A 12374-nucleotide genomic window follows, 5' to 3' on the forward strand; every position below is an offset into this window, starting at 1 on the left:
CTTGATTAAAAAAAGGGAAGTGAGTTTATCTCACTTCCCTTTTTTATTATCTTTAACATTATTTTCTATAACTCTATATCCCAAGCAAACTCTGTCATTAATCTCTGCCACGTTTCATCAACGTTTGCTTTTATTACAATATTTTCATCCGTAATTGGATGAGTAAAGCTCAGCTCTGATGCATGTAATAACAAACGATGGCTGTCTAAATTTTCTTTAAATAATCGATTATGCTTACCATCACCATGACTGGTATCCCCTACGATTGGGTGACGCAAATGTGCCATGTGACGACGAAGCTGATGTTTTCTGCCGGTATGAGGTTTAAGTTCCATTAAGCAATAACGACTGGTTGGAAATTTACCGGTTGAATAAGGTAACTCTACCTTAGCTAATGGTTTGTATTCCGTAATAGCCTCTTTCGCTTCCACTTCTTTTGATGCTTTTTTATCAGCAATTTTATCCAGTTCTTTTTTCAACGGATAATCTAGTGTGTCAGCTTCTTCTATCCAACCACGCACTATCGCATGGTAAGTTTTCTTAATTTCTCGACTCGCAAATAGCGGTGAAACTTGAGCGGCAATCTCACTTGATAATGCAAAAAACAATATACCTGATGTAGGTCTATCTAAACGGTGCAATGGAAAAACATGCTGACCAATTTGATCTCGCAATGTCTGCATAGCAAAAACCGTTTCATGCTTATCTAACCACGAACGATGAACTAACATGCCTGCTGGTTTATTAATCGCAATTAAGTGCTCGTCACGATAAACGATCTCAAGCTCAATTGGCTCAACCTGCTCTTCCAATAACTCATCGTAAGTCACTGCGTTTTCTTCTGTATTCACTTTATTTACCTAATACATCAATGGCGTGACATAAACGAACTATTTCAATGTAACCATCAACATCTTTTAATGCTTCTTCAATATAAGGTGCAATCGAAAACCCTTTTGGTGTCGGTTGACCATGAGAAATTAGCTGATTCATTTTAGGAATGAAAATCCACTGTAGCCATTCAGTAGCAGATAAGGTGTCGATTGAAAAAGGTTCTGTACTTGATAAATCAGCTATCGATGGTGCTGTACTTTGCCAGTGCCCATGATATTCCAATTGTTGAGCTAGCTGCTCTAGTAACTCTGATAATACTAACGATGCTGTCATAACCGATTGAACTCGCACTCTCTGATACTTTTAATGACAAAGGATACCATCTTATCAAGGCTTGGGTATAATCACGATATTAACCATAGAATAAGACATATCATGGACCAGATTTATACGCTTAGCCAACTGATACAACAATCAGACTGTGAATACACAATTTATGATTTAGGTCGTCGTGTACAACCTATTTCAAATAAACAATTTGAATCCATAGAAGCAGCTCAGCAGCCTTATCCTTTTCCTCTTCAGCGCCATGCCCATCTAGCGATAGCTTACTGGAATAAAACTCAGCAACCTTGGATTTGGTTTTTAAAACTACCATTAGATGAACGCGGTTTATTACAACAAGGCGATATTGGTAACTTTATTAAATATGTTGTTGAAGCGATTGGTGTGTCATTAAGTGGCGATTTAAACGAAGAGCAACAACAAAAGCTGGCTAATAACCCTTATACTTTTAAGCCTAAAGACGACAAAATGGCTATGTTTCATAGCTTATTACGTTCTGATTTAAAGCAATCCATGAGTCAGTATTATGAACATGCCCAAACCTACCTTTCAGGTAAGAATGGTTGGGATAACTGGCAGTTTGTTGGTGTTCAGGGCTTAGCTGATGTATGCGCAAACCTAAATAAAGAAAACAATGGCACAGTATTACGCAAAGCATTATCTCATTTACCTACCACCGTTTTATACGCCACTCTTGGTTGTTTAGAGCATGTAGATCTACCAGAAAAATTAGCACAAAAGCAGCTAGATATTGTCACTGATCTTTGTGCTGATGATAATGCTGACCTATTTTTACTGTCGGCACATATCCGCGCCCTTTCAGGTGCTTCAAATCCTATCTTAACTCAGGCATTAACAAACGTTCTATCAAGCGAACGATTAAGTCATCCAGAAGTATTAGTGGCGGTAGCTGGCCGTTGTTGGGCTGGATTAGAAGATATAGTAACTGCAAATTTATTCTTACTACGTTTAGCTCAAACAGGCGATCAACAACTGTTCAATCAACTGTTTGCTGATTTAGTTATGCAACCTAAATTACGTATGTGTATGCTACAGATCCTTCATGGAGAAGCAGATCCTAAGTTAGCAGATGCACTATTAACTTTACAGCAAACGACTAAGAGCTAATGATATGGATAATCTTTTTGCGATACTTGGCTTAACCTTTTTCTGCTTTCTTTTTTGGCAGCAACGAAGACAATCAGAATATGCACACCAAGCAATTCAACATTATTGTAAAAAAATGGAATTGCAGCTATTAAGTGTCGCAAGAGGATCTTATGGGTTTACATTACCTAGTGGTAAAAAGCGTTTATATACGACTTATGAATTTGAATTTTCATCCATTGGTGATGATCATTATACAGGGAAATTAATCATGATCGGTTTTAAAGCTGCGAAGTTTAATTTACCTCCATATCGTATGGCTCAAGAATATTAGTCGCGTTTATTACTACATTAATAAATTTTGAAAATTGAGCAGGTACTAACGTAGCTACCCGCTCAACCCTCCCCTTATTTTATAAGCTTGAGATTACCACCACGCTTCCCACATAGCCCCTACAGCAAATGTATCTTGCTTACCCGTTTCTCCACGAGTTAAATCTACCTCTGTATTTGAATCACCAACCGTTGCATAGAATCTCAACATTGGGCGTGCTCCAGAGTCCATATCAAAGCTGATATTTTGAGATAGCGTGACTTTCCACGCGTCGTTTTGTCCACTTTGATTATCAAAATCAACCACAGAATAACCCGCTTCTAACCAAGTTGAATGAATGCTGTTCCATGCATACGTTGGTCGAACAATGGCGCTGTAGTTCGCTCGGTCATCCTTACTTGCACTTTTATCTTCTAACGATTGATAACCTGCTAAATATTCAATATTAGTCTGATTACTAATAACGAATTTACCTTCTAATTGCATAAGCAACGTAGTGAGGTCTTCTGTTTTATTAAAGATATTATTATCGACATTGTTACCATAACGAGTAACAAACTGATTCGTCATTGCACCATAAGTATGATCAAGCTGAATTGCTAATTGATATGAATCGATATCATCTACATAGCACTGTTTATCCAACCCAGTCCCCGTACATGTTTGCGTATCTTTATCTGTCTCTGTATTTTTAGAAGAGAAACCATAGTTAGCATACAATGATAAGGCTAATGCATCTGTCAGGTTAATATCATGCAATTTAGAGGTAATCGCATAATTTCCGCTATCGCCAGTGCCACCATTATCATCAACTTGTGCTACCGCTGCCATATCGAATTTTACACTGCCAAATTCAAGATTTTTAATACCAGCACCTTGAGCATCATTCTGCATCCAGAAATAATCGTTCAATCCTGTTTGAGGACGGTTATGGAAATCTCTACCCGCCCAAATATAAGCATTAGGTTGTGATTCAAAAACATTCGTAGCCCCCGCATAGAATTTTTTCAAACCAACTTCATCACCCCAATGCTCTAACATTAAAACGACATCCCAAATAGTGCCATTATCAGAAACAAATCCTTTAGCAAATTGAAATTCTCCCCCATTGCTTTCGTTACCTAAACGACCCGTAGCATTCCCAATCAATTGACCGTCAGCAGAAACGTATTTCTCTGTGTCATCTGAAAAGTGAAAACCATAACGAGCGTACCCTGAAAATACAATTCCATCAGGTATGTCAGTTTCAGGCGAAATAACTAAGGGTTGTTGGTCATCTAATTGGATATTATCTAGCGATTCTGTTTCAGCCAAAATCATTGGTGAAGAAAGTGCAGCTGTAACAGCAAAAGCAACAGGTAATAACTTCATTTTATATTCCTTTAAATATTTAGACAGCAAAATTCAAATCAATGCAAAAACGCACTAATTAAAGTTATTCATTTATTCTCTATTTAATTATTAAGCACTTAATTAAATACATTCAAATACAGGAAGTATTAACTATTAAGTTAATCACATGACTTTTATATTTATATATATTTTATTCAGTATAATTTAAGGAAGATATTTAAAAACACCCGAATTTATTATAAATTTACTCAGGTATTTATATTAGTTAATTTATTATTTATTATTTATTATTTTCCATACTAGAATCACGAATAATAAGATCCCCAGTTAATACTTCGGTAGTTGGTTTTATTTCTTTATCCGAGATTAACGCTAATGCTTTATTCATTGCTAGTTGTGTTATTTCTTGTATTGGTACATTAATTGTTGTTAATGCAGGAGATAAGAACGCTGATATCTCATCATTATCAATACCTACAATTGAAATGTCTTCAGGTACTCGCAAGTTCATTTCTTTTAATGCCTTTATTGCCCCTAGCGCTAAATGATCATTAAAACAAAATATAGCGGTAATTTTATCTGATTTACTCAGTAGTTCTTTACACGCTTGATAACCATCTTCCAACTTACCGTGCTTCACGATTGTTAAGCTCTCATCGTAATATACACCATGCTTTTCTAGTGTTTCTTTCGCACCTTGCAATCTTATTTGTCCTGTACTTGAAGCTAGACTAAGAGTGATAATTGCAATGTTTTTATGTTTCAATTCAATAAGGTGTTCTATTGCCATTCGGCTTGCATCATATTGATCAAAAGCAACGGCATGCCCTAACCCATCAGGTAATGTTCTATTTATAACAACTAAAGGAATAGGTAGTGTTTCTTGAATCTTACAGTAATCAGTCGCAGTCATGGTTCGGCTATAAATTAAAATAGCATCACACTTTCTAGCGACTAATGAATTAATGGCTTCTATTTCGGTTTCAAGTTGGTTGTGACCATCAGTAACAATTAACTGCTTACCTGATTCTTCTGCAATTCTTGTCGCTTCTTTGAGTAAAATACCAAAATAATAACCATCAAAGAAAGAGACTATAAGACCAATGCTATTTGAACTATTTGTTGCCAATGCTTGAGCGACAAGGCTCGGTTTATAGTTCAATGTTTCCATTGCATCAAAAATCAGTTTTTTGGTTTCTTCTTTTACCGGCCCTTTCCCATTCATTACACGAGAAACAGTCGCTTTAGAAACACCAGCAAGCTTACATACATCATTAATTGTTGCCATTCACCCACCAAATACACCCAAAAAGAATTAGCGTAATAATAGCTAAGTTATTACGCTAAATACACTTTATTATTTATTCTGCAAAACTCGATGGATCTCTATCAACTCTTGAATCATTTCTTTTGCAAGCATAGATGTCATTATATGATCTTGAGCATGGACCATAATTAAATTTACCGGAACTTTACCTTCACCTTCATCAAGACCAATTAATTGTGTTTGCACATCATGGGCTCTTTTTGATGCTTCTGCTGATTGTTTTAATAACTCATCAACTTTATCCCATTCACCCGATTTTGCAGCACGAAGGGCTTCCATTGCGCATGATTTTGATTCACCCGCATTAATGATCAGTTCCATTACTGTGCTTTCTAATTCTTCACCGACTAACATCGCTTTATTCCTATTTAATTTGATTGGTCATTGATAAAAAGTGATAAACAGAGCCAATTAATCCGCTGTCATTATTAAACGTACTTTTTTCAATAGTGACTAACTCTTTAACATTAAATTTCTTTATTGATGATTGTGTTTGTATAATTTCTTCAAATTTATTTTCTATATTTAAAATCAAATCATCTCGATTACTTATTGCACCACCAACGATAATTTTCTCTGGATTTAAAATAAACGTTAAATTATATAAACCAATAGCTATATTTTTATAGAAATCATCAACAACATTAATTGCAATATCATCGCCAGCTCCCGCTAATATAAATATATCTTTGCCTGATAAGTTTTCAATACTATTAATATTCTTTAACTTAGAATATCGACGTCTAAGGCCTTCTCTTACTGATGCAGTAAAACTCATTGTTGCAGTGGCTTTATCTTCAGTATCAAATATATTCTTTGTGAACATATAACCAAATTCTCCCGCCATGAAACCATGACCTCGAACCATTTGATTATTGATATAGATAGCACCACCAATACCAGTACCTATCGTAATGCAAATAAAATTATCAACCGATTGTGCTTTACCAAGCCATTTTTCAGCTAAAGCCACACAATTAACGTCATTTTCTAATTCAACCGGTAATGACAATTTTTCAATCATTACCTCTTTAAATTGAAATCCGTAAAAATCATCAATGGCTCCACCGGTTTTTAAATACCCCGTATTTACATCAACAAAACCAGGTAATGAAAAAGCCGCACCATCAAACGTGTATCGTGTAGACCACTGTTCTTTTATATCAACAATGGTTTGAATGATTTGCTCCCCACTTGGCTCAGTTTGCACCTTGCCTTGTTCTAGAATGTGGCCGTGTTCATTCAACACGCCAAACTTAATGTCTGTCCCACCAATATCAAACGATAAATACGTTGCCATAATTCGACTTTCCCACTTCTAATCTAACACTAGATATCTGCACCACGAGTCGCAATAACATCTTTAAACCAGTGGAAAGACGCTTTTTTCTTACGCTCTAATCCATTTTGATGGTCAACATAAATGAAACCATATTGCTTTTTATAGCCATTTAACCAGCTTAATAAGTCAATCGCTGACCAAGCGTAGTAGCCTTTAATATGTACTCCACGACGAACTGCTTCTTTTACTGCACCTAAATGCTCTTTAATGAAATTGATTCTTGGAATATCACACACTTCACCTTCAATGATTGGATCTTCATCACCTAACCCATTTTCGGTAATATAAAGTTTAATTTGACCGTAATGCTCTTTCAGCATTTCAAGCCCGCCAACAAACCCTTCTGGTGAAATTTCCCAGTCCCATTTAGTGTATTTTTTATCTTCCATTTTGACTGTGCGGTACACATTGTCATAACTTGGGTTACCTGGAGATCCTGTCGAGTTTTCACGAGTAATTACTCGAGTTTCAACATCACCTTTAATTTTCTCAACACGCTGTGGTTGATAGTAATTCAGCCCCATAAAATCATTCAGCGGTGCCGCTTCTAAAAGCGTTTGTAATTCCTCTTCCGTCCAATCAGGAAGATTGCCTTCTTCTTGTAATTGCTTAACCACATACTCAGGATATTTACCCAGTAAAATCGGATCATAGAACCAATTCATACTGAATTGATTAGCATGCATCGCTGCAAAATGGCTCTCTTCTGTATCATCTACCCCAAACGCAGGACTAAACACATGACTCAAACCAATCTCACCAAATAAATTTAATTTTTTATATTCAATGACCGCTTTAGCGTGAGCATAAAATACATTATGTGTTGCTTGGAAATATTTTTTTGGATCATTCTTAATGCCTGGTGGATGCGCACCAGCCATGTAACCTAGTGCACAAAACACAACCGTTTCATTGAAAGTAATGAAATGTTTAACCCGATCACCAAATTCATTAAAACAAAGTTTGGCAAACTCAATGTATGCATCACCGGTTGCTTTATTTAGCCATGCGCCTTCCTTTTCAAGAGGAAGCGGTAAATCCCAATGGTAAAGTGTTACAAATGGAACGATGCCGTACTTCAAACATTCATCAATCAGGTTGTTATAAAAATCAATGCCTTTTTGATTAATCTCTCCTGTTCCATTAGGAAAAATACGAGCCCAAGAAATAGAAAAACGGTAAGACTCTAACCCCATTTCAGCCATTAATGCGATGTCTTCTTTGTAGCGATTGTAATGATCAACCGCAACATCTCCATTTGTCCCTTCAAAGGTTTTCCCTGGAATTTTAGTAAACTCATCCCAGTTAGTTGGGCCTTTACCATCTTGATCCCATGCACCTTCAACCTGATAAGAAGCGGTTGCGGCACCAAATAAAAAGTCATTTGCAAATTTCATATCGAATTCCTGTTTTACTTCAACAGTAGTGTAAAGATAGCCAACTGAAGTATTATTTTAATTTGGCCTAAGTAATGACCTAGGCCTATAGATGTTTTTAAGCTAAAAGCGCGAGTGCATCATCTAAGATTTTTTCGCCTTTCATCATGCCGTAATCCATCATGTCGATAACTTCAACTTTCTTATTAACATCATCAGCAAGCTTCTGAAGTTCATCTTTCTTAAAGCGAATTTGAGGACCTAATAAAAACAGATCATACTCTGCTAAATAATCTTGAATCGTCTCAACACCGTGAGCCTCAATATGAACATTAATGCCTTTTTTCTCTGCTGATTCGCGCATTTTTTTAACGACCATTGATGTAGACATACCCGCTGCACATAATAATAAAATCTTTTTCATAATAACCTCGATAATAATCTAATCTGTTTTAATTAAGCTGTTGCTGTAGTTGTTACCACTTCTGTTTCTGGCGCCGCTGATTTAGCTTCTTCTTGCGCCGTTAATTTGTCTAAATACTTGAAGAATGGAAAGTACACACACACTGTCATACAGAACACTGCAACCTGTAATACTGCGGCACTCCATCCTCCGACAATAAATCCACTCAATACCATTGGTGTTGTCCATGGCACTTGAACTGCCGTGAATGGTCCAACAAATCCCATATTAATTGAGGTATAAACCATGATTGCAGACAGCACTGGTGCAGTAACAAATGGAATGAACATAATTGGGTTAAAGATGATTGGTGTTGCAAAAATTACAGGCTCATTGATATTAAAGATGCCTGGAATAAAAGAGAGACGACCTAGCTGCTTAAACTGAACAGAGCGGGCAAATAGCACCATACAACACACTAAGCCAAACGTTAGACCTGAACCACCAACAGTAATGAATTGGTCAACAAATTGGTTGGTCACTATCTTTCCATTCTCACCAGCAATAAGTGCTTCGCCCGCATTTACAATTGATTGGTTATGAAGCGCATTCGCCGTGACGATAGGTCCCATGATACCCATAACAATGACTGGCCCATGAACACCACACCACCAAAGCAGAGAAATAAGTAATGCGATACCTACGGCACCAAAGAAAGAATCAGACATGCTTTGCAGTGGTGTTTGAATAATATGGTAAATAGTCTCAATAAACGTTCTTTCAAAAACCACCTCAAAAAAGATGTATGTTAAGAAAGCAAGTGTGATAATTAGAAAGCCAGGAATAAGAGATTTAAAGGCATTTGATACCCCTTCTGGCACGCTGTCTGGCAATTTAATAACCCAGTTACGGTTAAAGGCCATTGAATAAATCATGCCAACAACTAAACCAATAACGATAGCTGCAATCATGCCTTTACCACCAAGGAAGGCTTTCGGTATCACTCCACCTATATGCGTTACACCATCTGGCGCAACCACAAAAGCGTTCATTACGATGAGTAGAGAAACAATGGCTAATACCCCCGCATTTACGCCATTATGTCCTTCATACTTCACGTAGGTATACGCAATACCAAAAGCACCAATCAGTGCCAAAATATCAAAAGTAGCGCCAACAACTTGAAACAATGGTGTTGACCATTCAGCACCAAAAATTCCCGCCATAAATTGGTCGTAGCCATCAATAGGAACAAAGGCCAATAATAAGAATACCGAGCCAATGATCGTTAATGGCATGGTTAACATGAAGCCTTCTTTAATGGCTACAATTGGTTTTGAATTTACTACCTTTAAAAGCTTAGGAAGGATTTTATTTACCTTCTCCATTATTGTGCTTTGCATCGTTGCCGCTTGCGTACTCATTTTTCACCCCTGAATTGAATTTTAAACATGCGAAATCATAAACTGAAACCAATGTAACCGGTTTCAGTAACCGGTTACATTGCATGATTGAGCAACTTTGATTCAACTCACGCTTATTAATTAAACGAATAATAAAAATGTGATCTGCGTAATTTATTAATGAAGTTATGAAGATAATGATTTTTTAAGGCAGGTAAAAAAGAAAAACCCCACTAAGCTTTTGCCTAATGGGGTTATAACCTTACTTGCAGCAATCCGGCTACCCGTATGCTCCATGCATCAAATCCTTGATAGTATGCTGAATCCATCAGCGTATTCCTTTCACGCTATCCTAGCGGTGTCCATGATCTAATCCTGATCCGTTAACAATCCTTCGCTAACTCTCTTCACTTATCCTTAAGCGGTGTCCCTTACATCATCTTGATGTTTTATCCTTCCTCTATCCTAGAGGTGTCCATTGTCTTCCTTAGTAGTAACAATCCTAGTTACTATTGAATCCATTCAATGTCCAAATTTGTTTTCCATGCCAATTACTTATCCTAAGTAACCGAGAGCTTCATCCTGAAGCGTACCAAATCCTTGGTTGTTCCTATTCCGTGTCAGCATCCTTCCGACACCAATAAGATTACGCTTTTGGCTTTTTAGAACAAGGCTCTAAGTGGAGATTTTTATCTTAACGAAAGTTAAGCTCAAGAAAATAAATTACCAAGCGATTAATAATCAATAACTTAAAGTCAAAAAATAAACAATTCACCATTAAGAAAGTGTAATTACTCACTAATTCTGTAAGAGATCTCTCACAACTCATTACCACTTTAGCTATCCACAAATATTTCCTCGAATCATAAAACGAGACATTGCTCACTTTATTTTCGTTATGGTAGATAATGAAACTATTCGTTATGATACCCACAGATGAAATATAGGAAGTCATGATGAAAAATGTAACGGATGAACTGCAAAAAATAATGCAAGATTTGATCAATGAGGGGAAAAAACCAACAACAGCCCTAGTTAAATCTCGCTTAAGCACTCAAGTTCCTATGCCTGCGATTATTACTGCAATTAAATCATTTCAAGCCAGTGCTCACGTACCTAAAATTGAAGTACGTGAAAGTACATTAACTGCCGATGAGCGTATTGTTCAGCTTGAACAACAAGTAAAAGAATTAACCCAGCGTTTAAACGCTTTGGAGAATAAATAATGCAAATTTGGGTAGATGCAGATGCATGTCCAAAAGTCGTAAAAGAAGTACTTTGCCGCGCAGCGACGCGTACTGGTATCCAACTGACTTTTGTTGCAAACCACTACATTCCAGTACCAACAGCGTTCAATATTAAATCAATACAGGTTGAATCTGGTTTTGATGTTGCAGATGACGAAATAGTAAGACGCTCAGAAGCGGGAGACTTAGTGATCAGTGGGGATATTCCATTGGCTGCCGAATTAATTGCTAAAAAAGTACAGGTGCTAAATCCGCGTGGCGAGTTGTATACAGAAGCAACGATTAAAGCACGTCTAAATATCCGAGACTTTATGGAAACAATGCGTGCCAGTGGCATTCAAACAGGAGGCCCTGCTGCACTATCTCAGACTGACCGACGTGAATTTGCTAATCAACTAGATCGTATTCTTGCTAAATTTAAAAAATAAATAGCTAAAAAATAGAAGATTAAAAATAAAAAATGGGAGCTCATAACGGGCTCCCATTTTTTATCAATAGTTATATCTTTTAATAATCAGTCTTTAAAATCCCAAGACAGATTACTGACCAATCGACATTCATCACATTTAAAATCAAACACTTCATGAATTGGCTCTTCTAAAGCCCACTCTCCGTCACATACAGGACATTTACGCGCGAGTTCTTTTTCTTTGCTTTCACCAGCAACACGATAAATATACAAATACGTTGGAATGCCACTGACTACCGCCATACGACGGCACAAATCCCAACCACGCTTAAATAAATGACTCTTACTTGAGCTTATCTCATGAAGTGATGGATGCTCCACGACAGAACCATTCATCTGTAATTGGTCACACGCACTCCAATCTTCTTGCCATTTAATAAATTGCTTTTGATCGCCATTAGCTACTGGAGGTAAGCGATAAAGTGGAATGGGTTGAAATGTTTCACCATGACGAATTGGCGAACAAGTATGTAAATGACTGGTATACAATATTTGCCAACTCACTTTATCACTCTCATCACTTGGATCAGAGTTCATGTCTTGACCAACAACTTTTACTTTTGGTTGTAATAAACCGAAATCACTTAATTGTTTAAACGCTAGATTCACTTGTGGGCTATGGTTGTCAGGATGAAGAGAATCTTCTTCGGGGCAAATCACACGTGCAACAAAATTAGTTCCCTTCATTACCACCGGTAATTCACGACCAATCACTTGTCCGTTATAACGTAAACAATCCAAACAATAATTAATCGCTTTTTCTACTGCAGCCATTGAAGTATCGCAGTAAATTTCAAAATCTAACTCAGTTACAAACATTAACGCCTATTTCCT

General features: G+C 36.9%; 14 protein-coding genes. 4 read left to right on the top strand and 10 right to left on the bottom strand.

Annotated features, from left to right (window positions below; all coding sequences use genetic code 11):
- Positions 1-65: 65 nt before the first annotated feature.
- Both truC and BTO23_RS08940 read right to left on the bottom strand, forming a co-directional pair.
- The gene (truC, locus tag BTO23_RS08935; RefSeq protein WP_105063386.1) at positions 66-851 is read right to left on the bottom strand and encodes a tRNA pseudouridine(65) synthase TruC; all 786 of its coding nucleotides are present in this window, start codon (positions 849-851) and stop codon (positions 66-68) included.
- 1 nt (position 852) lies between these two features.
- The gene (locus BTO23_RS08940; protein ID WP_060993707.1) at positions 853-1167 is read right to left on the bottom strand and encodes a YqcC family protein; all 315 of its coding nucleotides are present in this window, start codon (positions 1165-1167) and stop codon (positions 853-855) included.
- Positions 1168-1269: 102 nt separating this feature from the next.
- Between BTO23_RS08940 and BTO23_RS08945 the strand changes: the two genes are divergently transcribed.
- Both BTO23_RS08945 and BTO23_RS08950 read left to right on the top strand, forming a co-directional pair.
- Positions 1270-2307: a DUF3549 family protein gene (locus BTO23_RS08945; RefSeq protein ID WP_061037279.1), complete on the top strand. Its 1038-nt coding sequence runs from the start codon at positions 1270-1272 to the stop codon at positions 2305-2307.
- A 4-nt stretch (positions 2308-2311) separates the two neighbouring features.
- Positions 2312-2620: a DUF3301 domain-containing protein gene (locus BTO23_RS08950; protein WP_060993664.1), complete on the top strand. Its 309-nt coding sequence runs from the start codon at positions 2312-2314 to the stop codon at positions 2618-2620.
- 93 nt (positions 2621-2713) lie between these two features.
- Here BTO23_RS08950 and BTO23_RS08955 read toward each other — a convergent pair whose 3' ends face one another.
- The 7 genes from BTO23_RS08955 to BTO23_RS08985 form a co-directional block, all read right to left on the bottom strand.
- Entirely contained in the window at positions 2714-3991 is a 1278-nt protein-coding gene (locus tag BTO23_RS08955) for a carbohydrate porin (protein WP_105063387.1), read from the bottom strand.
- Between the two features lie 262 nt (positions 3992-4253).
- Positions 4254-5261: a LacI family DNA-binding transcriptional regulator gene (locus tag BTO23_RS08960; protein ID WP_060993666.1), complete on the bottom strand. Its 1008-nt coding sequence runs from the start codon at positions 5259-5261 to the stop codon at positions 4254-4256.
- Positions 5262-5330: 69 nt separating this feature from the next.
- On the bottom strand, positions 5331-5654 hold the full coding sequence (locus BTO23_RS08965) for a PTS lactose/cellobiose transporter subunit IIA (RefSeq protein ID WP_060993667.1): 324 nt from the start codon (positions 5652-5654) through the stop codon (positions 5331-5333).
- A 10-nt stretch (positions 5655-5664) separates the two neighbouring features.
- On the bottom strand, positions 5665-6600 hold the full coding sequence (locus BTO23_RS08970) for an ROK family protein (RefSeq protein ID WP_105063388.1): 936 nt from the start codon (positions 6598-6600) through the stop codon (positions 5665-5667).
- A gap of 29 nt (positions 6601-6629) precedes the next feature.
- Positions 6630-8039, bottom strand: coding sequence for a glycoside hydrolase family 1 protein (locus BTO23_RS08975; protein ID WP_060993669.1), 1410 nt, complete (start codon positions 8037-8039; stop codon positions 6630-6632).
- A gap of 97 nt (positions 8040-8136) precedes the next feature.
- Positions 8137-8442, bottom strand: a complete 306-nt coding sequence (locus BTO23_RS08980) for a PTS sugar transporter subunit IIB (RefSeq protein ID WP_060993670.1) — start codon at positions 8440-8442, stop codon at positions 8137-8139.
- A 32-nt stretch (positions 8443-8474) separates the two neighbouring features.
- Positions 8475-9845, bottom strand: a complete 1371-nt coding sequence (locus BTO23_RS08985) for a PTS sugar transporter subunit IIC (protein ID WP_105063389.1) — start codon at positions 9843-9845, stop codon at positions 8475-8477.
- A gap of 935 nt (positions 9846-10780) precedes the next feature.
- Here BTO23_RS08985 and BTO23_RS08990 point away from each other — a divergent pair.
- The gene (locus tag BTO23_RS08990; protein WP_060993672.1) at positions 10781-11050 is read left to right on the top strand and encodes a hypothetical protein; all 270 of its coding nucleotides are present in this window, start codon (positions 10781-10783) and stop codon (positions 11048-11050) included.
- Positions 11050-11499 (top strand): YaiI/YqxD family protein, encoded by a 450-nt coding sequence (locus tag BTO23_RS08995; RefSeq protein WP_061005246.1) that lies wholly within the window; start codon positions 11050-11052, stop codon positions 11497-11499. Before BTO23_RS08990 ends, BTO23_RS08995 begins: the two co-directional genes overlap by 1 nt.
- Before the next feature lie 86 nt (positions 11500-11585).
- On the opposite strand, the gene BTO23_RS09000 is transcribed toward BTO23_RS08995, so the two are convergent.
- A complete protein-coding gene (locus tag BTO23_RS09000) occupies positions 11586-12359 on the bottom strand; it encodes a Zn-ribbon-containing protein (RefSeq protein WP_060993674.1) in 774 nt (257 codons plus the stop codon).
- Positions 12360-12374 lie beyond the last annotated feature (15 nt).

It is taken from the genome of Aliivibrio sifiae, from assembly GCF_002954715.1.
Taxonomy (GTDB): Bacteria; Pseudomonadota; Gammaproteobacteria; order Enterobacterales; family Vibrionaceae; genus Aliivibrio; species Aliivibrio sifiae.